Below are 19,712 nucleotides of genomic sequence, written 5' to 3'. Positions count from 1 at the left end.
CGAACGAAATGGATAGGGGAGGCCCAGTGCACGACGGACCGCTGACCGGACTCCGCGTCATCGACGCCTCGACGATCCTGGCCGGCCCGCTGTGCTGCCAGATCCTCGGCGACTTCGGTGCCGACGTCATCAAGGTCGAACACCCCGTCGCGGGGGACAGCATGCGCGGCCACGGCCACGCCAAGGACGGCATTCCGCTGTGGTGGAAGGAGATCTCCCGCAACAAGCGGACGATCGGCCTGAAGCTGTCCACTCCGGAAGGCGCCGACCTGCTGCGTCGCCTCGCCGCCACCGCCGACGTGCTGGTCGAGAACTTCCGCCCGGGCACTCTGGAACGGTGGGGGATCAGCCCGCAACAGCTCCAGGAGCTCAACCCCGGCCTGGTCGTCGTGCGCATCTCCGGCTTCGGCCAGAAGGGCCCCTACGCGCACCGGCCCGGTTTCGGCACCCTCGCCGAGGCGATGAGCGGCTTCGCCCACCTGACCGGCGAGGCCGACGGCCCACCCACCCTGCCGGCGTTCGGCCTGGCCGACAGCATCTGCGGCATCGCCGCCTCCTCGGCCACCATGGTGGCGCTGTGGGCCCGCACCCGCAACGGCGGCAAGGGCCAGGTCGTCGACCTCAGCCTCCTCGAACCGATCATGACGGCGGTCGGCCCCGGCCCCACCGTCTACGACCAGCTCGGTGTCATCGGCCACCGGCACGGCAACCGGTCCACCAACAACGCCCCCCGCAACACCTACCGCACCAAGGACGGCGACTGGGTCGCGGTGTCCACAAGCGCCCAGACCATCGCCGAACGGGTGCTGCGGCTCGTCGGACACCCCGAGGTCATCGACGAACCGTGGTTCGCCTCCGGACGCGAGCGCGCCGCGCACGCCGACCTGCTCGACGACTACGTGGGCGGATGGATCGCCGAACGCACCCGCGACGAGGTCATGCGCGCCTTCGAAGAGGCCGGCGCGGCCGTCGCACCCGTCTACACCGCCCGCGACATCGTCACCGACGAACACGTCCAGGCCGCCGAGATGGTGGTCAAGGTGCCCGACGCCGACCTCGGCGAGGTCCTGATGCACAACGTGATGTGGCGCATGTCGGAGAACCCGGGCCGGATCCGCTTCACCGGTCGACCCCTCGGGGCCGACACCGACGACCTCCTCGTCAACGAACTCGGCTGCACCCCCGAGACCGTCGCCGAGCTGCGCGCCCGGGAGATCGTGGCCTGACGGCCGCCACCACACAAGGTAAGGATTGTCGTGACCACAACGAGCACCACCGCCGCAACCAGCCCGGTGACCGGGACGCAGGCGCTCCTGGCCGCCGTCGGCGCCGGAGTGCGGACCTACGACCTGGGCCGCCGTCTGACCATCGGTATGCCGCAGTCGCCGAACCACCCGCCGTTCTGGCACGCCCTGCCCCGCCGGCACGGCGACAACGTGCGCGCCGACGGCGGGTCCGCCGCCAACGACATCATCACCATGGGCACCCACGTCGGCACCCACATCGACGCCTTCGCCCACGTCTCCCAGGACGGCCGGCTGGTCGACGGCTCCGACGCCGCCGTCGCCGGCCGCGGTGGACGCTTCGCCGAACTCGGCGCGCACACCATCGCCCCGATGGTCCGCCGGGGTGTGCTGCTCGACGTCCCGGCCGCCCTGGGCCAGCCCGACGGCTGCCCGCCCGGCTACGAGATCACCCCGCAGGACCTGTCGGCCGCGGCGCAACGGCAGGGCACCCCGATCCGCCCCGGTGACGTGGTGCTGATCCGCAGCGGCTGGGGACGCCTGTTCGACCACGAGGACCGCACCCGCTACGTCGGTCACGCCAGCGGCGTGCCGGGTGTCGGTGCGGCCGGCGCCACCTGGCTCGCCGACGCCGGCGCACACGCCGTCGGCGCCGACACCATCGCCTTCGAATGCCTGCGCCCGGGCGCCGGGCACAGCGTCCTCCCCGCGCACCGCGTGCTGCTCGTCGAACGCGGGGTCTACATCATCGAGACGATGGCGCTGGAGGAACTGGCCGCCGACGCCGTCCACGAGTTTTTGTTCGTGCTCTCGCCGCTGGCCATCTTCGGCGCCACCGGCTCGCCGGTGCGCCCGCTGGCGGTGATCGCCAATGGCTGAGCAGACCCTCGCCCAGCACCTCGCCGCCTTCGCCGCCGGCACGGGCGCCATCGCTCTGCCCGACCGGCTCGCCGCCAGTGTGCGCCAACGCGTCCTGGACATCCTCGGGCTGTGCGTGGCCGCGCACCGGCTGCCCACCAGCCGCGCCGCCCTGGACTACGTCGCCGACCAGGGTGGACGCGGCCAGGCACACGTCGTCGGCCTCCCCGATGCGGTGCCCGCCGCGCAGGCCGCGTTCGGCAACGGCGTGCTCGCCCACTCGTTGGACTACGACGACACCCACCTGCCCTCGGTGCTGCACCCCAGCGCCGCGGTGGTCCCCGCGGCGCTGGCCGCCGCGCAGGCCGCCGGCGCCGACGGCACCGCCCTGACCAACGCCGTCGCGGTCGGCATCGAGACGACCGTACGGCTCGGCATGGCCGGTTTCGACCCGGTCCTCAACAACTCGGTGTTCTTCGAACACGGCCAGCACGCCACCTCCATCTGCGGGGCGATGGGCGGCGCCGTCGCCGCCGGCATGCTGCTCGGACTCGACGAGAACCAGCTCACCGACGTGCTCGGGGTGACCGCCTCGATGGCCGCCGGGCTGATCGAGGCCAACCGCACCGGCGGCACGGTCAAGCGGCTGCACTGCGGCTGGGCCGCGCACAGCGCCGTCACCGCCGCCGACCTGGTCCGCCGCGGCTTCACCGGGCCACCGACCGTGCTGGAGGGCCGGTTCGGTTTCTACACCGCCTTCCTGCGCGGCGAAGCCGACTACGAGCAGATCACCGACGGGCTCGGTGAACGGTGGGCGGTGCCGGACATCTTCTTCAAGCCGTACCCGGCCAACCACTTCACCCACGCGGCCATCGACGCCGGTCTGGCGCTGCGCGCCCAGGGTGTGCCGGTGGACCGGATCACTCACATCGAGCTGCGGGTACCCGCCGCGGTGATCCGCACCATCGGGGAACCGATCGCCACCAAGCGGGCCCCCGACACCGGCTACCAGGCGCAGTTCAGCGGGCCGTACGCGATCGTCGCCGGGCTGCTCGGTGGTGGGGGACTGGGCCTCGGGCTGGGTGATTTCACCGACGAGCTGGCCCGTGACCCGCAGCGCCGGGCGCTGATGGCCCACGTCGACGTGGTCCCCGACGACGAGTGCAACAAGATCTTCCCGTACCAGTTCCCGGCCATCGTGACCGTACGCACCGACGACGGCCGTACCTGGCGCGAGGAGGTCCTGGCCAACCGTGGCGGCCCGCAACGACCGCTGTCCGACGCCGAACTGGCGATGAAGTTCCGGGACAACGTCGCCGGGCGCATCGCCCCGGAGACCGCCGACCAGGTGGTGTCCACCGTGCTCGGCCTCGCCGACGTCAGCGACGTCAACGACCTGCTGCGCCCCCTGACCCACCTCCGCACCGACGTCGACTGACACCGGCCTCGCGGCCCGCCAACCTCAGGAGCACATCGTGGAACCCTTCGATCTCGTAGTGACAAACGTCCGAGTGGTGCGGCACGACCAGGCCGAGCCGGCGGCGCTGGACATCGGTGTCCGCGACGGCCGGATCGCCGCTCTCGCGCCCCACCTCGACGTCACCGGCGCGAAGTCCGTCGTGGACGCCGGCGGCAAGCTCGCCTTCCCCGGCGTCGTCGACGCCCACCAGCACTGGGGCATCTACCACCCGCTGGCCGAGGACGCCGCCACCGAGAGCCGCGCCTGCGCGCAGGGCGGTGTCACCTCCGCGCTCAACTACATCCGTACCGGGCAGTACTACCTCAACCGCGGCGGACCGTACCGCGAGTTCTTCCCCGAGGTGCACCGCGCCACCGACCAGAAGTCCTACGTCGACTTCGCCTTCCACGTGGCCCCGATGACCACCGAGCACATCGACGAGATCCCCGAGCTGATCCGCGACCACGGCGTCACCTCGTTCAAGATCTTCATGTTCTACGGTGGCCACGGGCTGCACGGCCGCTCGGCCGACCAGAGTTCCTTCCTGATGATCCCGCCGGACGCCCGGTACGACTACGCCCACTTCGAGTTCGTCATGCGTGGCGTGCAGGCCGCCCGGGAACAGTTCCCGGAGCTGGCCGACGAGATCTCGCTGTCCCTGCACTGCGAGACCGCGGAGATCATGCGGGCGTACACCCGGCTGGTCGAGGAGGACGGCAGCCTCAAGGGGCTCGCCGCCTACAGCGCCTCCCGGCCGCCGCACTCCGAGGGTCTGGCGGTCACCATCGCCGCCTACCTGGCCCACGAGACCGGCCTGCCCACCATCAACCTGCTGCACCTGACCTCCGCCAAGGCGGTCGACGCGGCGCTGCGGATGGCGCAGGCGTTCCCGCACGTCGACTTCCGCCGCGAGGTGACCATCGGTCACCTGCTGGCCGACATCGACACCGCCTACGGCCTCGGCGGCAAGGTCAACCCGCCGCTTCGGCCCCGCGAGGACGTGGAGGCCCTGTGGGGTCACATGCTCGACGGCACGATCGACTGGGTGGTCAGCGACCACGCCTGCTGCCGCGCCGAGGTCAAGTTCGGTGAGCCGAAGGACGACATCTTCGTCGCCAAGTCCGGCTTCGGTGGCGCCGAGTACCTGCTGCCCGGCCTGATCAGCGAAGGCGTCAAGCGGGGCCTGTCCTACGGTCGGGTCGCCGAGCTGACCTCGTGGGCGCCCGCGCGGCGTTTCGGGCTGGCCACCAAGGGCGCCATCGCCGAGGGGCTGGACGCCGACTTCTGCCTCGTCGACCCGAACCACACCTGGACGGTGCGGGCCGAAGAGTCGCTGTCGACCCAGGAGTACACCCCGTTCGAGGGCATGGAGTTGACCGCGAAGGTCACCGACACCTTCCTGCGCGGTGAGCAGATCCTGCGCGCCGGCACCGTGGTCGGCCAGCCCCGCGGCCGCTACCTGGCCCGGCCGACCCGACCGTGACCGCCCTCGGACCCACCCCGGCCGCGGCCCGCAGCTACCTGTACGTGCCGGCGGACCAGCCGGACAAGTTGGCGCGGGCCGCGGCCCGGGGGGCCGACGCCTGCATCCTCGACCTCGAAGACGCGGTCGCGCCGACCAGCAAGGCCGCCGCCCGCAGCACGCTCGGCACGTTCCTCACCGACCCGGCCACCGGCCCCCAGTGGTGGGTACGCCTCAACGCCGACACCCCGGCCGCCGACATCGCCGCGGTGGCCGGGCCGCACCTGACCGGTGTGGTCGTGCCGAAGGCCGACGTCGAGTCGGTGACCGAGGTGCACCGGCTGCTCGGCGACGCCGAACGACAGCACGGCCTGCCGGCCGGCCGCCTGGCGGTGTTCGCCCTGCTGGAGACGGCAGAAGGTGTCCTGCGCGCCGAGGCCGTGGCCGCCGCCCCCCGGGTGGTACGCCTCGGCCTCGGCGAGGCCGACCTGGCGGCCGAACTGTGCCTGCAACCCGGCCCGGACAAGATGGAACTGTGGCCGCTGCGCTCCCGGGTCGTGCTGGCCTGCGCGGTGGCCCGGATCGCCCCGCCGGTGGGCCCGACGGAGACGGCCCTGCGGGACCCGGAGCGGCTGGAGGCCACCAGCCGGTTGCTGCTGCGGCAGGGTTACCGCAGTCGCACCGCGATCCATCCCGCCCAGGTGCCCGTAATCAACCGGGTGTTCTCGCCGACGGCCGAGGAGGTCGCCGCGGCCCGGGACATCGTCGACCGGTTGACCGCCGCGGAACGCGACGGTGCCGGGGTGGCGCTCTCCGCCGACGGTCGGATGATCGACGCGGCGGTCGCCCGTAGCGCCCGGGAGGTGCTGGGCCGGGCCGTCACGGGCGGCTGAAGGCCCAGGCCAGTCGGCTTGTCGGGCGGGTGAACCGGGTACGGTCAGACCCTTGCCGCTAAAACATCATCATGTTTAGCATGTTAAACCTGGTGGTGAAGGGAGACGGCATGAACCTCGCACCCGCCCGACAGCGACCCACCGTGCACCAGCACACCAGCCAGATGTTCACCTGCCAGGTGACCCTGGCCAGCTACGGACCACCGGTCACCCCGTTCACCGAGGTCCAACGACGACTCCACGCCCTGGACCGCCGCTTCTCCCGCTTCCGCCCCGACAGCGAACTGAGCACACTCAACGCCGCCGCCGGGCACTGGCACCCCGTCTCCGACCCACTGCACGCCATGCTGCGGCACGCCCTCACCGTCGCCAGCGCCAGCACCGGCCTGGTCAACATCGCCGTACTGCCCCAACTCCTCGCCGCCGGCTACCGCCGATCCTGGGCCACCGGAACCCCCCGACCCACCCCGACACCGGTCGCACCCACCCCCGTGGCACCCCTGGCCGACATCCTGGAACTACGCGGCCACACCGCCCGCCTGGCCCCCGGCCACAGCGTCGACATCGGCGCCCTCGCCAAAGGCGCCTGGGCCGACGACATCGTCACCTGGCTCGGCCCCAACAGCGCCGCCAGCATCGGGGGAGACGTGGCCTGCCGCGGACCCGGCCCCGACGGCGACGGCTGGCCCGTCGAACTACCCCACGGCGAAACCCTGCACGTGCGCGACGGCGGCGTCGCCACCAGCGGCACCGGCAAACGCCGCTGGGGCACCGACGCCCACCACCTGATCGACCCCCGCACCGGACGTCCCGCCACCTCCGAAATCACCCAGGCCACCGTGCACGCCGCCACCGGCGCCACCGCCGACTGGGTCGCCTCCGCAGCCGTCATCGGCGGCCAGGCAGCCGCCGACCACCTCACCCACCGAGCCGACGTGCACCACCTCTGGCTCAACCAGACCGGAGCACCCCGATGACCCACACCGGCTCAGACCGCCTCGTCGAAACCGCCCGCTTCCGGGCCGCCTTCCGGCAGGTACCCGCACCGGTGGCGATCATCCTCGTGCCCGGCGGCCCCGCCGGCGTCACCGGCCTCACCTGCACCTCCGCCACCTCACTGTCCGGCGAACCCCCCATGGCCATGGTCGGCATCGACCAGAAAACCGGCCTCGCCGCACTGGCCGAACAAGCCGGCCGATTCAGCATCAACTACCTCGCCGCCGACCGCGCCACCTGGGCCCAGGCCTTCGCCGCCCGCGGCCGCCACCTCGACGAACTCGCCGCCGCCGTGATCGCCGGACACACCACCGTGCCCACCCTCGCCACCGGCACCACCGCCGTCCTCGAATGCCGCACCACCACCGTCCACCCCGGCGGAGACCACGTCATCCTGTGCGGCGAAGTCCTGCACACCCGCGCACAGACCGACGCCCCGCCCCTGCTCTACCTCGGCGGCCGCTACGGCAGCTTCCAACCCACCCCCCACTGACCGCACCCGGAGAGCGCAACGATGGCCCCACCACGCCCGTACACCGTCAACGCCAGCGGATTCACCACCCGCTACTGGGAAAGCACCCCACCCGGACAACCGAGAGGCACCGTCGTGCTCATCCACGACGGCGCCTTCGGCGGCGACGCCATCGGCAGCTGGTCGACCGTCATGCCCCTGCTCGCCCAGCACTACCGGGTCCTCGCACCCGACCTGCTCGGCTACGGCGACACCGACAAGGTCGTCTACCTCGACCGCTCACCGTACGCCTTCCGCACCGCCCACCTCGCCGCCTTCTGCGCCGCCCTCGACATCGACGCCGCACACTTCGCCGGCCAGTCCTTCGGCGGCTCCCTGCTGCTGCGCGCCCTCGCCACCCCCACCCCCGAACTACCCGCCCTGTCCGCGGTCAGCATCTGCGGCACCGGCGGCCCCTGGCGCACCAGCAAAGGCATCACCGAACTCGGCCGCTTCGACGGCACCGAAGACGACATGCGCCGCCTGGTCGCCCTCATGACCGACGACTACCCCGGCTTCGACGACACCATCGCCCTGCGCTACGCCAACACCCGCAAACCCGGCCACGTCACCGCCTGCCTGGCCCCCCGCCTACGCCACCCCACCCTGACCAAACCAGACGTCCGCGACGACTGGCCCACCCCACTGCGCGACAGCCCCGTGCCCGTACTCGTCGTCGAAGCCACCCGCGACGACCTGCTCGAACCCGACTGGGGCCAACACTTCGACAACCTGTCACCACACATCCACGTCCACCGCATGGACGCCCGCCACGCACCCAACCTCGACCAACCCGACGCCGTCGCCGACCTGCTGCTGACCTTCTTCGACCAGGGGAGCACACCATGAGCACCCTGCTGTTCCTGCACGACGCCGACGTGCTCCCCGGACCCGTCGGCGCCCTCAGCCGACTCGCCGACCACCACACCGTCGTCGTACCCCGCCACCCCGGCTTCGGCACCCCGATCGACACCACCACCGAAGACTGGGACAGCGTCGCCGACCTCGCCCAACACCACCTCACCGACACCCTCACCAACCTGCCACCCGACCCCGTACACCTGGCCGGCGCCGGATTCGGCGGCTGGATCGCCCTGGAGATGGCGGTACGCGCACCCCACCGCTTCACCTCACTGCTGCTCGTCTCCCCGTACGGCGTCAAACTCGGCGGACCCACCGAACCCGACTTCGCCGACATCCTCCTGCTCGACCCCACCGAAATCGTCGAACTCGGCTGGGCCGACCCCACCGCCTGCCACGACCTGCGGATGCCCGGATTCCCCACCGGCCTGACCGACAACGAATACGAACGGGCCTTCACCGACCGGGCCGCCCTGTCCCGCTACGCCTGGAAACCCTTCCTGCACGACCCACGCCTCCGCCGCTGGCTGCACCTGGCCACCATGCCCACCCTGGTCCTCGCCGGCAGCCACAACCGACTCGTACCACCCCGACACAGCGCCGCCCTGGCCGACCTGCTGCCCGCAGCCCACTACGTCGAAATCCCCGACGCCGGCCACTACCCGTACCTGGAACGTCCCGACGAGTTCCACCGGATCGTCCGGTCCTTCCTGAACGGAGAGACCCCGTGAGGCTCTACCACTTCACCGAAATGCCCTACCCCAACGTGCCACCCGAGGCGGAAGAGGCGAACCGGGGACTCAAGTACTTCATGCCCAACCAGTACTACGACCCCAAAATCGGCCACCAGCTCTACCAGCGCTACCTCGACGAGTACGAACTCGCCGACGAACTCGGCTTCGACCTCATGGTCAACGAACACCACCAGTCCGCCTCCACCCTGCAGGTGTCCGCCACCCTCAGCGCCGCCTCCGTACTGCACCGCACCCGACGCGGCCGCGTCCTGGTCCTGGGCACCCCACTACCGCACCGGGAAAGCCCCATCCGCGTCGCCGAGGAGATCGCCTACCTCGACTCGGTCAGCGGCGGACGCATCGACTGCGGCTTCGTGCGCGGCGTCCAAGGCGAAACCTTCCCCTCCAACCAGAACCCCGTCCACAACCTGGACATGTTCATCGAAGCCCACGACCTCATCAAGAAGGCGTGGACCCACGGCGACGTCTTCTCCTGGGAAGGCCGCCACTACCACTACCGGTACGTCAGCGTCTGGCCCCGCCCCTACCAGCAACCACACCCGCCGATCTGGATCAGCGGCACCTCCACCCGCCTGGTCGAATGGACCGCCCGACACGGCTACACCCTGTGCAACCTGCTCGGCACCTACGAGGACACCGCAACCTCGTTCCGGCTCTACCGCCGCACCGCCGTCGCCGACGGCCAACCCGAACCCGGCCCCGACCGCTTCGCCTACATGGCCCTGTGCCACGTCGCCCCCACCGAAGCCAAGGCCCGCGAGATCGGCCGCAAACTCATGTACTACCTCAAGCCCGGCAAACTGCGCCTCGGCGCCGCCAGCCCACCCGGCTACTTCCCACCCGCCGCCGCAGTCGCCGCCCTCCGCGGCCGCCTCGGCGCCGTCCGCCGCATGAGCTACGAAGACCTCATCGACGCCGGCATCCTCCTCGTCGGCACCCCCGACCAGGTCACCGCACAAATCCACCGACTCTACAAAGAGACCGGCGCCGGACACCTCATCCTGATGAACCACGCCGGCGACATGACAAGCAACGAGGTACGCGACCACCTCACCCTGTTCGCCCGCGAGGTCATGCCCGAGGTCTCCACCATCGGCACCGACTGGCGCGACCAGGACACCACCTGGCGCGTCGACCACGACCAGACACCGGTACGACCCGTACTCTCCAGCGCCCTGTCCTGACCCGACCTCACCACCAGCCGACCACCTCGTCGTGCAACCCCGCATAGTCACGCTCGAGGTGGTCGGCCAGGGCCAGCATGTGCGCCCGCATCAGCCGCTCCGCCTCCGCCCCATCCCCGTCGGCGATCGCCGCGGCCACCGCCTGATGCTCGCGCCGCACATCCTCCCACCGCTCCGGACGACGCTCCGCCGCCACCACCCGCTCGGTGTAGATCTCCTTCAACGCCCGACCGAACAGATCCAGCACCCCGTTGCCCGACAACCCCGCCACCACACCATGGAACCGCTGCATGACCGCCAGATAACTGGCCTCGTCACGCTCCTCCAACGTGCTGTGCTCCCGCATCGACTCGGCCAACTCCCGCAACCGCGCCGCATCACGACGCTCCGCGGCCAGCCGCGCCATCAACGGCTCCATGATCACCCGCGCCTCGACCAGCTCACCGAAGCGGGTCCGGCCCATCTGCATGAACAACGCCATCGTCCGACCGAACGTGTGCGGATCCACCGCCCCGACGATCGGACCACCACCACGACCCGGCCGCACCCGCAACAGACCGTTGTGCTCCAGAATCCGCAGCGCCTCCCGCAACGTGCCACGACTGACCCCGTACGCCTGCAACATCTGCGCCTCGGTCGGCAACGCCGCACCGGGGGAGAGCCCCTGCTCGACGATGTCCTCCAGAATCTGCCGGGCCACCAGCTCGCCCATCTTCGCCGCACGCTGACGAAACCGCGGAGTCGGCGGGGTCTCGGACATGACCCGAGTCTACGGGTCCCACGATCTTGCACCCGTCCACCGCTCCCACCGCACCCGACGAAAACACCGACCAGCTCACACCGCTCAAAGCCGACAGGCGAGGGGAGTGGTGGAACAGCTGCACCCATCGACATCGTTGCCTGTCCCGCACCACAACTGCCAGAGTGACGGCGTAACCGACAGAACAGGTGGGACGCGCATGGGCACCATTCACCACGAAGCGACGCTGACGGTGCCGGCAGACGTGGCATGGGACTTCCTCGACCGCTACACCCGCGCCGAGGTCCACATCTTCTCCGCCTGCGTCGGCGAACGCCAGCAGGACGACCACCGGGTGGTCACCCTGATCGACGGCACCGAACTCTGGGAACGAAACGTGACCGTCGATCCGCAACGGAGACGGGCCGTCTACGCGATACCCGGTTTCCCCGGCGCAGAGCACCACCAGGCCGAAATGCGGGTGCTCACCGACGACAACGGCACGGCAACACTGCTGTGGACCACCGACATCCTGCCGCACTCGCTGGCCGCACACCTCAGCGACACGTACGCGGTCATGTTCAGCGAACTGCTCGCGGCAGTCAACGGCCACCACCCATAACTCGGCTCAGCAATTCGCCGCCACCGCTCAACCTGCCTCCGGCAAGAAGCGTCTACCTTCCATGCGAACAGGAAAACGGTGGACGACATGGGCACGTCATGCCGGATGACGACGAGGAACAATTCCGCGAGTTCGTGTCGCAGCAGTGGGGGCCGTTGACCCGAACGGCATACCTGCTCACCGGTGACCGGGGCGTCGCCGAAGACCTGGTGCAGTCGGCGCTGGAGAAGACCCACCGGCAATGGGGTCGGATCCTGCGCAAGGACGCGCCCGGGGCATACGTCCGCCGGGCAATGATCAACACCGCGGTGTCGTGGCGACGGCGCCGCCGAACAGTCGAGGTACCGCTACTCGACGCCGACACCATCGCCACCCCCGACGCCTACCAGCACGCGGAAAACCGGCATCAGTTGCTGGGGGCGCTGCGCCGCCTCCCGCCACGAATGCGCGCCGTGCTCGTCCTGCGGTACTTCGAGGATCTCAGCGAGGCTGACATCGCCCGACTGCTCGACTGCTCACCGGGAACGGTCAAGAGCCAGGCGTCACGAGGACTGGCCCGGCTACGAGCCGACCTGGAGCCGCCGCCCACGATCACCGAGACCAGCCTCCAGGAGGACCCAGCATGACCAGGAACATGGAAACGGAACTCCGGGAAGCCCTCCGCACCGAGGCTGACACCCTGGCAGTGACGGCGGATCCCTGGCCCCGATTCACCCGGCGGGAGGCAGGTCACCGCCGCGCACGTCGGGTCCGTACCGGTGCGATCGCCGCTTTCCTGGCCGCCGCCGTCGCCATTCAGACCAACCTGATTCCCCTGCCCGGTTGGGTGCCCGGCATCGCCGTCGCCTCGTCGCCGTCACCGCTCACGGACGGACCCGCACGGGGCGACCTCGCCGCCGACCACAACTGGACGGACGGCCTGCTCAGGCAGGTTGCCGACCTACAAGAACCGGGAGGGTGGTGGCGGGTCACCGACCGCGACGACATCCGGATCGTGTACGCCGACGACATACCCGGTCGCCGAATCGCGCTGCTCCTCGTCCCGCTGCGCCTGGGCCTGCTCACCGACGCAACGCTTGTCTGGTTCAGCGGCCCACCCGGAGCCGAACCGGAACAGATGCGAAAGGGCGGCAACGAACCCGCCGACACCCCGGTGGCGATCTGGATGGAAAGCGACCCGACGAACGGGGGCGCCGCAGTGGTCATCGGCCCCGCGGGTTCCACTGTGACGATCAACGGGTTCTCCGGCTATTCCTCAACGGGCGTCGTCGAAAGCCACCAGCTCTCCTCATCTGTCGGTACGGGCATCGGTGTCACCTCGCTGCCACCCACCGATATGGTCGGTGGGCCCGCACTCACCGCCCGGGTCACCAACGGCGACACTCTCATCTACGAAGGCCCCGTGTACGGCTTGTGGAGCGGGTCGGACACCGACCGGCAGGAGCCGACCGACGAGATGCTCACTGCCGCCGTCCGCGACACCCGAGGATCCGTCATAGACCGAGACGTCCTCGCACGGTTCATCGATCACGCGCTGCGAGACAGCCGACTGTCGGCCCAGGACGTCACCATCCGCGTGCGCTGGTGCGGCACCGTCAACGACAAACCCGCCACACTGTTCACCATTCAACCCACGGACGGCGGAGTCATCGCCTACGCCGTCCACGGCGACATCACCAGCTGGCGAACCGACCTACGGCTGCTGCTGCCCGCAGACGGCGCCGAGCAACGCCCCATCGCATGGCGGATGCGCGCCGAGGGTGGGGACACCCGGACGGACCGCGTCATGCTGGTGGCGCCGCCGCAAGCAGTCACCGCAACCATCACCGCCCGGGACGGCACCCGGACCCCGGTCGTCCTGGACCCATCCGGCTTCGGCAGCACCACCATCCCGCCGAACATGCCCGCGACCGTCACCGCCAGCACCGCCGACGGGACCCCTTTCATCAGCACACCCGTCCCGGGCTTCGACGCCAACACCGGCGGCCTACCCGGCACCTCCCGGAACACCCGAGTCACCGGTTAGCACCTGAACAACCCCTGGTGGGTCCGGGGAAGGGGCCGGACCCACCAGGGATCGACCCGCGTACGCCGACGGGCACGGCCGTCACGACGCTTGGCACCGGCGGGCGTGTTCGACTGCCGTGCCCGCGCCTGTGGAACGCGGCTCACCGGAACAGCAGGCGTCGAGGTGACAATGAGGCCCTTCTTCGCGGATCCTGCGCAGCGGGAGCACCCACCGGAGCGCCAGACCGAGATTCGATAATTGACATTATGTAAAGTTGAGCGAGAAGAGGGCTCCTCCGCGGGCAAGCGGCCTCGGTGCCGCCCCGGCCGGACCTACACCCCGCACATACCGCGCGCGATGATCGACACCGTTTCGGCGAAGTGGCTGTATCCCATCGAGCCGGACCCCGCCGTTTCGGCGAAACGGTGCGAGCCCCCGCCGTCCGCCCTCTGCGGCCGCCGGAAGGACATGGCTGATGCGCGGTATGCGTGGTCTGACAGGAAGCTCCGGTCATGCGTGATCGTCAAGCGCGCTCCCCCTGGGGCTGGCGACAACCCGAAAAACATGCATAATATGCCTTATGCATGACAAATCGGGTGTTCTGGTCATCAAGTTGATCGAAGGGTTCCTGACCGCGCGGGCCACCCGTAAGCCTTCTCCGCACACCCAGGCGGCGTACCGCCGGGATCTGATCGGGGTGGCCACACTTGCCGCGGAGTTGACCACCCCTCCCCTCCCCCTCGCCGACCTCAGGATCGGTGCGCTCTCCCCCGGCTTGCTGCGCACGGCGTTCGCCCGCTTCGCCGCCGACCGGGCCGCCGCGTCGGTCGGTCGCGCCTGGTCCACCTGGAACAGCTTCTTCACGTTCCTGGTGGCCGAGCAGGTGGTGCCGGGCAATCCGATGCCGGCGGTCGGTCGCCCGCGCACGCCGCTCCCCCAGCCCAAGCCGCTGCGCGGTGAGGACACCCCGGAGCAGCTGCTGGCCTCGGCGGCGCGGGGCGAGGGCCGGCAGCGCGATCCGTGGCCGGAGCGGGACGTGGCGGTGCTGGCGTTGGCGCTGTGTGCGGGGTTGCGGTTGTCGGAGTTGTTGGCGCTGCGGGTCGGTTCGCTGTCGGGGCGGCCCGGTGAGCGTCGGGTGGAGGTGGCCGGCAAGGGTGGGCGGCCTCGGGTGTTGCCGGTGGAGCCGGGTCTGGACGAGGTGTTGTCGGCCTACCTGGACAGTCGGGTGCGTCGCTTCGGTACGCGTACGGTGCGACCGGACTCGCCGTTGCTGGTGGATCGGCGGGGTGAGCCGCTGCGCCGGGGTGGATTGCAGTATCTGGTGGAGTCCTGTTACCGGCGGGCCGGGATCGGTGATCGGGTGCCGCGGGGCGCAAGGTTGCACGCGTTGCGGCACACCTTCGCGACACGGTTGGCGGAGGACGGCGCGGGGGCGGCGGAGATCATGCGGTTGTTGGGGCACGCGTCGTTGGCGTCGTCGCAGACGTACATCGAGGTGACGGCGGGTGCGCAGCGGGAGGCGGTGCGCGCCAACCGCACGAACCGGGCGCTTGTCGGCTTGCTGCGTGCGGCGGTGGGTTGAGCGGGGGCCTATTCGCGGGTGAGGACGGTGGTCTCGGGTGATCCGGGTGCGGTGAGGGTGAGTTTGTCGCCGAGCAGGTTGAGCTTGCCGTCGAAGGAGGTGCGGAAGATCCCGCAGTCCATTTCCAGGACGTAGCGGGAGCGGGCCGGTGAGGTGACTCGGCCGGGGCAGGACCAGTTGGGGTCGGTGATGGCGAAGGTGCCGTTACGGCGGATGGTGATGCGGTCGTCGTGGGGTGGTTCGCCGCTGGTCCAGGTGCCGGCGAGTTTGTTGAGTCGGGCGTTTTCGGTGAGGCCGGCGTGGGGCAGGACCAGGTTGACCAGGATGATGCCGTTGATTGTCAGCAGGACGGCGGCGACGGCGGCGATCAGGAGGATGACGACGGCGTTGGGCTGGCGGTGTGGTGGTGGTTCGTGGTGGGTGTCGGGTGCCGGCGGGGTGTGGTGGGGGCGGTAGGCGGGTGGCAGGTCGCGGGTGAGTTGGTCGACGAGGTGGTGGAGTTCGGCGGCGAACTGCGGGTCGGCTTCCGCTTCGGCGGTGACGGCCCGGGTGGTGTCTCGGCGGGCGGTGGGGTCCGTCGGCTGGTTTTCCAGTTCCCGCAGCAGGTAGGTGCCGATGACTGTGGTGTGGAGTCTGTCGGCGATGCTGCGGTAGAGGTGGTCGGCGGTGGTGTCGGTGAGGTGGCCGGTGCCGGTGGCGGCGATCCGGTCTGCTGCGGCTGCCACGGCCGTGTGTACGACCTGGGCCAGTTCCATGCGTCCTCACCCCGCTGTCGAGTCGGTCGAATCCTTGTCGGATTGCCCACTGTCGATGACGCGGTGGGTGCAGTCAAGACCGGTGTGGGCCAAGGTCGACGAGCAGGGGCCGGTGGTCGGAGATGGTCGACAGTGGGGTGCGTACCGCGGTGACCGGGGGCAGCTGAGTGAACCCGCGCCGGTCGGCGATGGCGTGGTCGAGTTGCACGCGGGGCGCTGCGGCCGGGTAGGTGGGTCGGCGGCCGAGCAGGTGCCAGCCGGTGGTGAGGCGGGTGGCCCAGGCGGGCAGGTTGAGGTCGCCCAGCAGGATCCGTGGTGCCGGCAGGGTGCGCAGGGCGCGGATGACCTGGCGGAGTTGGAGGACGTTCCAGCCGGGGACGAAGGACAGGTGGGTGGCGGCGACGGTGAGGTGGCCGTGGGGGGTGTCCAGGACGGCGGCGAGGACGACGCGGGGTTCGTCGCGGAGCAGGATGAGTCCGCCGCCGCCTGCGCCGGGCGCGTAGACCGGTGAGCGTACGGGTGCGGGTTTCAGGCGGGTGACCTGCCAGGTGGTGACGGGGTGGCGGGAGATCAGGCCGACGCCGTAGCAGGGTTCGCCGTGTCCGTCGTCGTCGTGGGTGAGGGGTCGGAAGGCTTCGCCGGGGGTGCCGACGACGGCGGCGGCGAAGCGGTGTTCGTCGGCGTGGAGGGCTTGGGCGGCGATGGCGGTGAGGTCCAGGTTGCCGCTGCGGGACTGGTCGCGGTCGACTTCCTGCAGGGCGAGTACGTCGGCGTCGAGGGCGGTGACGGCTGCGGCGAGGCGGTGGGGGTCGACCAGTCCGTCGGTCAGTGATCGTCCGTGCAGCAGGTTGAACGTGGCCAGGCGCACGCTGTCACCTTAGCGACGGTGGTGGCACAGTTTCGTGGATGATGCGGGGTCTGTTCTGTTCGATGCTGCTTTTCCTGGCCGTGGGTGGGGTGGGGATCTGGGTGCGGCGGTTGCGGGGCCGGTGAGGCTGACCACAGATGCCCACGTCAGCGGGGTCGTGGTGGGCAGAATGCGGCGCGTGGAGCTTGATCCTTCGACCGTCGCGATCCTGTTGACGGCTGCCGCGATGGCCGGGTGGGTTGATGCGGTGGTCGGTGGTGGGGGTTTGTTGTTGTTGCCGGCGCTGCTGGTGGCGGTGCCGGGTATGCCGCCGGCCACGGCGTTGGGGACGAACAAGTTGGCGGCGATCGCGGGTACGTCGACGGCGGCGTTGACGTTCGCCCGTCGTACGAAGATCGATTGGGCGGTGGCGGGGCCGGCGGCGGCGTTGGCGGTGGTGTGTGCCGGGGTGGGTGCGGCGTTGGCGGGTGCGGTGCCGCCGTCGGCGTACCGGCCGGTGGTGCTTGTGGTGTTGCTGGTGGTGGCGTTGTTCGTGGTGTTGCGGCCGCGGTTGGGGGTGGCGGCGGCGCCGCATCGGCGGACGCGGGCTCGGGTCGTGGTGGCGGTGCTGGTGGCGGGGGTGGGGATCGCCGCCTATGACGGGTTGATCGGGCCGGGTACGGGCACGTTTCTGGTGTTGGCGTTCACCGCGTTGGTGGGTGCGGATTTCCTGCACGGTTCGGCGATGGCGAAGGTGGTGAACGCGGGTACGAACGCGGGGGCGTTGGCGGTGTTCGCGGTGACGGGGAACGTGTGGTGGTTGCTCGGTGCGGCGATGGCGGTGTGCAACATCGTGGGGGCGATGGCCGGGGCGCGGATGGCGTTGCGGCGGGGTGCCGGGTTCGTGCGGGTGGTGTTGCTGGTGGTGGTGTTGGCGTTGGTGGCGAAGCTGGGTTACGACCAGTGGCTGGCCGGTTGAGGGTGGGCCGCGGCTGTCGTGTGATCATCGGCTGATGCCGGTGCGCGCGGAACATGATCGGTCGGTGTTGGCGGGGCTGTTGGGTCGGGATCCTCAACTGCACGCCTACGAGTTGGGTGATCTGGACGATTTCTTCTGGCCGTACACGTCGTGGTATCGGCGGGGTGGGTCGGTGGCGTTGCTGTATCACGGGATGCGGCCGCCGACGTTGCTGGCGTTGACGCGGCCGGAGGGGGTCGAGGAGTTGGCGGCGTTGGTGGGTGAGTTGGCGCCGGTGTTGCCGGCGCGGTTGTGGGCGCACCTGTCCCCCGGTGTGGAGGTGGGGTTGGCGGGGGCGTTTCGGGTGGTGTCGGCGGGTGCGCATCTGAAGATGGCGTTGACGGAGCCGGACCGGTTGGCGGCGGTGGCGGCGGCCGGGGAGGTGCTGGGTCGTGAGCATGTGCCGGCGTTGCGGGAGTTGTACGCGGTGGCGTATCCGGGTAACTGGTTCGATGCCCGGATGGTGGACACGGGCCGGTATGTGGGTGTGTGGGCCGGTGGTGTGTTGGTGGCGGTGGCGGGGGTGCATGTGTACTCCCCCGCGTTCGGGGTGGCGGCGTTGGGCAATGTGACCACTCATCCGGCGTGGCGTGGTCGGGGGTTGGCCTCGGCGGTGGTGGCCCGGTTGTGTGGGTTGCTGCGGGCCGAGGTGGAGCAGGTGACGTTGAACGTGAAGGCCGACAACGGTGTGGCGGTGCGGTTGTACGAGCGGTTGGGTTTTCGCCGGTCGGCGCAGTACGGGGAGTTCGATCTGGCCGCGGTCGGCTGCTGAGGCGGGTTTTCGGGTCGCTTCGGTGGGTGGCTGGTGGGCAGAATGCGCGGATGACTCAGGCGACGTTGCGTACCGCCCGGTTGGTGTTGGTGCCGTTGGCGGATGAGCATCTGGCCGGTGAGATCGCGTTGGACGCGGATGCGCAGGTGATGCGGTTTCTGGGGCCGGTGCGGTCGGCCGAGGAGGTGCGGGGGCTGCATCGGCGGCGGTTGGCGGTGGCCGGGCAGGCGCCGGGGTTGGGGTTCTGGGCGGGTCTGGTGGAGGGTGAGTTCGTCGGCTGGTGGCTGTTGGAGCCGCCGCAGCGTGCCGATCAGGGGCCGGTGGCCGGGCAGGCGGAGTTGGGTTATCGGTTGGTGCGCCGGTGGTGGCGGCGGGGGTTGGCCAGTGAGGGGGCCCGGGAGTTGATCCGGCACGGTTTCGTGGATCTGGGGTTGCGGCGGATCTTCGCCGAGACGATGGCGGTGAATGTGGCGTCGCGGGCGACGATGGCGGCGGTGGGGATGCGCTATGTGCGCACGTTCCACCAGTCGTGGTCGGATCCGTTGCCGGGTGCGGAGCAGGGTGAGGTGGAGTACGAGATCACCCGGGAGCAGTGGGTGGTGTCAGCGGCGGGGTGAGTCGAAGCGTCCGGCGCGGATTTCTCGTAGTGCGCGGCGGCGGATGTCGCCGCGCAGGGTGTCGACGTAGAGGCGGCCGTGCAGGTGGTCGGTTTCGTGTTGCAGGGCGCGGGCGAGGAAGCCGCTGCCGGCGATGGTGAGGGGTTCGCCGTGTTGGTCGAAGCCGTGGGCGGTGGCGTGCAGGGCGCGGGGGGTCGGGAAGTAGAGGCCGGGGATGGACAGGCAGCCTTCGTCGTCGTCCTGGAGTTCGTCGGACAGGTCGAGGGTGGGGTTGATCATGTGGCCGCGGTGGCCGTCGGCGTCGTAGACGAAGACCTGGGCGTTGACGCCGATCTGCGGGGCGGCGACGCCGGCGCGGCCGGGTTTGCCGAGCAGGGTGTCCATCAGGTCGGTGACCAGGGAGCGTAGTTCGGCGTCGAAGCTGGTGATCGGTTCGCTGGGGGTGCGTAGCACCGGGTCGCCGATGATTCGGATGTCCCGCATGGTCATGTCGGAAAGGCTAGTCGGTGGTCGGTGTGCCAGGTGTGTC

The 19,712-nt window shown here is 70.2% G+C and carries 21 protein-coding genes; 17 read left to right on the top strand and 4 right to left on the bottom strand.

What is annotated here, in order from left to right:
- The first annotated feature begins 26 nt into the window (after positions 1 to 26).
- The 10 genes from EG812_RS24595 (at position 27) to EG812_RS24550 (ending at position 10,223) form a co-directional block, all read left to right on the top strand.
- Complete coding sequence (locus EG812_RS24595; RefSeq protein ID WP_013733885.1) at positions 27 to 1,226, top strand: CaiB/BaiF CoA transferase family protein; 1,200 nt, start codon at positions 27 to 29, stop codon at positions 1,224 to 1,226.
- 30 nt (positions 1,227 to 1,256) lie between these two features.
- On the top strand, positions 1,257 to 2,123 hold the full coding sequence (locus EG812_RS24590; protein WP_013733886.1) for a cyclase family protein: 867 nt from the start codon (positions 1,257 to 1,259) through the stop codon (positions 2,121 to 2,123).
- Positions 2,116 to 3,540: an MmgE/PrpD family protein gene (locus EG812_RS24585; protein WP_126712899.1), complete on the top strand. Its 1,425-nt coding sequence runs from the start codon at positions 2,116 to 2,118 to the stop codon at positions 3,538 to 3,540. Before EG812_RS24590 ends, EG812_RS24585 begins: the two co-directional genes overlap by 8 nt.
- Positions 3,541 to 3,577: 37 nt before the next feature.
- Positions 3,578 to 5,044 (top strand): dihydroorotase, encoded by a 1,467-nt coding sequence (locus EG812_RS24580; protein ID WP_126712898.1) that lies wholly within the window; start codon positions 3,578 to 3,580, stop codon positions 5,042 to 5,044.
- Positions 5,041 to 5,916: an HpcH/HpaI aldolase/citrate lyase family protein gene (locus tag EG812_RS24575; protein WP_126712897.1), complete on the top strand. Its 876-nt coding sequence runs from the start codon at positions 5,041 to 5,043 to the stop codon at positions 5,914 to 5,916. Before EG812_RS24580 ends, EG812_RS24575 begins: the two co-directional genes overlap by 4 nt.
- Before the next feature lie 80 nt (positions 5,917 to 5,996).
- Positions 5,997 to 6,893, top strand: a complete 897-nt coding sequence (locus tag EG812_RS24570; protein ID WP_158632534.1) for an FAD:protein FMN transferase — start codon at positions 5,997 to 5,999, stop codon at positions 6,891 to 6,893.
- The gene (locus EG812_RS24565; RefSeq protein ID WP_126712895.1) at positions 6,890 to 7,405 is read left to right on the top strand and encodes a flavin reductase family protein; all 516 of its coding nucleotides are present in this window, start codon (positions 6,890 to 6,892) and stop codon (positions 7,403 to 7,405) included. Before EG812_RS24570 ends, EG812_RS24565 begins: the two co-directional genes overlap by 4 nt.
- Before the next feature lie 21 nt (positions 7,406 to 7,426).
- A complete protein-coding gene (locus EG812_RS24560) occupies positions 7,427 to 8,272 on the top strand; it encodes an alpha/beta fold hydrolase (RefSeq protein ID WP_126712894.1) in 846 nt (281 codons plus the stop codon).
- Complete coding sequence (locus tag EG812_RS24555; protein WP_126712893.1) at positions 8,269 to 9,015, top strand: alpha/beta fold hydrolase; 747 nt, start codon at positions 8,269 to 8,271, stop codon at positions 9,013 to 9,015. Before EG812_RS24560 ends, EG812_RS24555 begins: the two co-directional genes overlap by 4 nt.
- Complete coding sequence (locus EG812_RS24550) at positions 9,012 to 10,223, top strand: LLM class flavin-dependent oxidoreductase (RefSeq protein ID WP_126712892.1); 1,212 nt, start codon at positions 9,012 to 9,014, stop codon at positions 10,221 to 10,223. The genes EG812_RS24555 and EG812_RS24550 overlap by 4 nt, the downstream gene beginning before the upstream one ends.
- A gap of 7 nt (positions 10,224 to 10,230) precedes the next feature.
- Here the strand turns inward: EG812_RS24550 and EG812_RS24545 are convergent, their stop codons facing one another.
- On the bottom strand, positions 10,231 to 10,983 hold the full coding sequence (locus EG812_RS24545; protein WP_043720925.1) for a FadR/GntR family transcriptional regulator: 753 nt from the start codon (positions 10,981 to 10,983) through the stop codon (positions 10,231 to 10,233).
- A 199-nt stretch (positions 10,984 to 11,182) separates the two neighbouring features.
- On the opposite strand from EG812_RS24545, the gene EG812_RS24540 reads away from it, so the two are divergent.
- The 4 genes from EG812_RS24540 to EG812_RS24525 all read left to right on the top strand — a co-directional run bounded on the left by EG812_RS24540 (position 11,183) and on the right by EG812_RS24525 (position 15,174).
- Positions 11,183 to 11,584, top strand: a complete 402-nt coding sequence (locus EG812_RS24540; protein WP_013733896.1) for an SRPBCC family protein — start codon at positions 11,183 to 11,185, stop codon at positions 11,582 to 11,584.
- A 98-nt stretch (positions 11,585 to 11,682) separates the two neighbouring features.
- Positions 11,683 to 12,210 (top strand): SigE family RNA polymerase sigma factor, encoded by a 528-nt coding sequence (locus EG812_RS24535; RefSeq protein ID WP_013733897.1) that lies wholly within the window; start codon positions 11,683 to 11,685, stop codon positions 12,208 to 12,210.
- Positions 12,207 to 13,610, top strand: coding sequence for a hypothetical protein (locus EG812_RS24530; RefSeq protein WP_126712891.1), 1,404 nt, complete (start codon positions 12,207 to 12,209; stop codon positions 13,608 to 13,610). Before EG812_RS24535 ends, EG812_RS24530 begins: the two co-directional genes overlap by 4 nt.
- A gap of 562 nt (positions 13,611 to 14,172) precedes the next feature.
- Positions 14,173 to 15,174, top strand: a complete 1,002-nt coding sequence (locus tag EG812_RS24525) for a tyrosine-type recombinase/integrase (RefSeq protein ID WP_126712890.1) — start codon at positions 14,173 to 14,175, stop codon at positions 15,172 to 15,174.
- An 8-nt stretch (positions 15,175 to 15,182) separates the two neighbouring features.
- Here the strand turns inward: EG812_RS24525 and EG812_RS24520 are convergent, their stop codons facing one another.
- Positions 15,183 to 15,929 carry a hypothetical protein gene (locus EG812_RS24520; RefSeq protein ID WP_126712889.1) on the bottom strand — a complete coding sequence of 249 codons (747 nt, stop codon included), beginning with the start codon at positions 15,927 to 15,929 and terminating at the stop codon, positions 15,183 to 15,185.
- A 73-nt stretch (positions 15,930 to 16,002) separates the two neighbouring features.
- Positions 16,003 to 16,797: an endonuclease/exonuclease/phosphatase family protein gene (locus EG812_RS24515; RefSeq protein ID WP_126712888.1), complete on the bottom strand. Its 795-nt coding sequence runs from the start codon at positions 16,795 to 16,797 to the stop codon at positions 16,003 to 16,005.
- 178 nt (positions 16,798 to 16,975) lie between these two features.
- On the opposite strand from EG812_RS24515, the gene EG812_RS24510 reads away from it, so the two are divergent.
- Genes EG812_RS24510 through EG812_RS24500 form a run of 3 tightly spaced genes read left to right on the top strand, consistent with a single transcriptional unit; the run spans position 16,976 to position 19,183 of the window.
- On the top strand, positions 16,976 to 17,755 hold the full coding sequence (locus EG812_RS24510) for a TSUP family transporter (protein ID WP_286047870.1): 780 nt from the start codon (positions 16,976 to 16,978) through the stop codon (positions 17,753 to 17,755).
- Positions 17,756 to 17,789: 34 nt separating this feature from the next.
- Positions 17,790 to 18,566: a GNAT family N-acetyltransferase gene (locus tag EG812_RS29990; protein WP_126712887.1), complete on the top strand. Its 777-nt coding sequence runs from the start codon at positions 17,790 to 17,792 to the stop codon at positions 18,564 to 18,566.
- 50 nt (positions 18,567 to 18,616) lie between these two features.
- Positions 18,617 to 19,183: a GNAT family N-acetyltransferase gene (locus EG812_RS24500; RefSeq protein WP_013733904.1), complete on the top strand. Its 567-nt coding sequence runs from the start codon at positions 18,617 to 18,619 to the stop codon at positions 19,181 to 19,183.
- On the opposite strand, the gene def is transcribed toward EG812_RS24500, so the two are convergent.
- Positions 19,169 to 19,672, bottom strand: coding sequence for a peptide deformylase (gene def / locus EG812_RS24495; protein WP_043720933.1), 504 nt, complete (start codon positions 19,670 to 19,672; stop codon positions 19,169 to 19,171). The genes EG812_RS24500 and def overlap by 15 nt on opposite strands.
- Positions 19,673 to 19,712 lie beyond the last annotated feature (40 nt).

Source organism: Verrucosispora sp. FIM060022 (genome assembly GCF_003977705.1).
GTDB classification, from domain to species: Bacteria; Actinomycetota; Actinomycetes; order Mycobacteriales; family Micromonosporaceae; genus Micromonospora; species Micromonospora gifhornensis.
The sequence above is the reverse complement of the archived record's forward strand: the minus strand, read 5'-3'. Positions and strand labels throughout refer to the sequence as shown.

What these genes read in the sequence shown, in the direction of transcription:
- EG812_RS24585 (WP_126712899.1), top strand. Translation starts at nt 2,116, where the DNA reads ATGGCTGAGCAGACCCTCGCCCAGCACCTCGCCGCCTTCGCCGCCGGC.
- EG812_RS24570 (WP_158632534.1), top strand. Translation starts at nt 5,997, where the DNA reads ATGTTAAACCTGGTGGTGAAGGGAGACGGCATGAACCTCGCACCCGCC.
- EG812_RS24565 (WP_126712895.1), top strand. Translation starts at nt 6,890, where the DNA reads ATGACCCACACCGGCTCAGACCGCCTCGTCGAAACCGCCCGCTTCCGG.
- EG812_RS24560 (WP_126712894.1), top strand. Translation starts at nt 7,427, where the DNA reads ATGGCCCCACCACGCCCGTACACCGTCAACGCCAGCGGATTCACCACC.
- EG812_RS24555 (WP_126712893.1), top strand. Translation starts at nt 8,269, where the DNA reads ATGAGCACCCTGCTGTTCCTGCACGACGCCGACGTGCTCCCCGGACCC.
- EG812_RS24545 (WP_043720925.1), bottom strand. Translation starts at nt 10,983, where the DNA reads ATGTCCGAGACCCCGCCGACTCCGCGGTTTCGTCAGCGTGCGGCGAAG.
- EG812_RS24540 (WP_013733896.1), top strand. Translation starts at nt 11,183, where the DNA reads ATGGGCACCATTCACCACGAAGCGACGCTGACGGTGCCGGCAGACGTG.
- EG812_RS24535 (WP_013733897.1), top strand. Translation starts at nt 11,683, where the DNA reads ATGCCGGATGACGACGAGGAACAATTCCGCGAGTTCGTGTCGCAGCAG.
- EG812_RS24530 (WP_126712891.1), top strand. Translation starts at nt 12,207, where the DNA reads ATGACCAGGAACATGGAAACGGAACTCCGGGAAGCCCTCCGCACCGAG.
- EG812_RS24525 (WP_126712890.1), top strand. Translation starts at nt 14,173, where the DNA reads ATGCATGACAAATCGGGTGTTCTGGTCATCAAGTTGATCGAAGGGTTC.
- EG812_RS24520 (WP_126712889.1), bottom strand. Translation starts at nt 15,929, where the DNA reads ATGGAACTGGCCCAGGTCGTACACACGGCCGTGGCAGCCGCAGCAGAC.
- EG812_RS29990 (WP_126712887.1), top strand. Translation starts at nt 17,790, where the DNA reads ATGCCGGTGCGCGCGGAACATGATCGGTCGGTGTTGGCGGGGCTGTTG.
- EG812_RS24500 (WP_013733904.1), top strand. Translation starts at nt 18,617, where the DNA reads ATGACTCAGGCGACGTTGCGTACCGCCCGGTTGGTGTTGGTGCCGTTG.
- def (WP_043720933.1), bottom strand. Translation starts at nt 19,672, where the DNA reads ATGACCATGCGGGACATCCGAATCATCGGCGACCCGGTGCTACGCACC.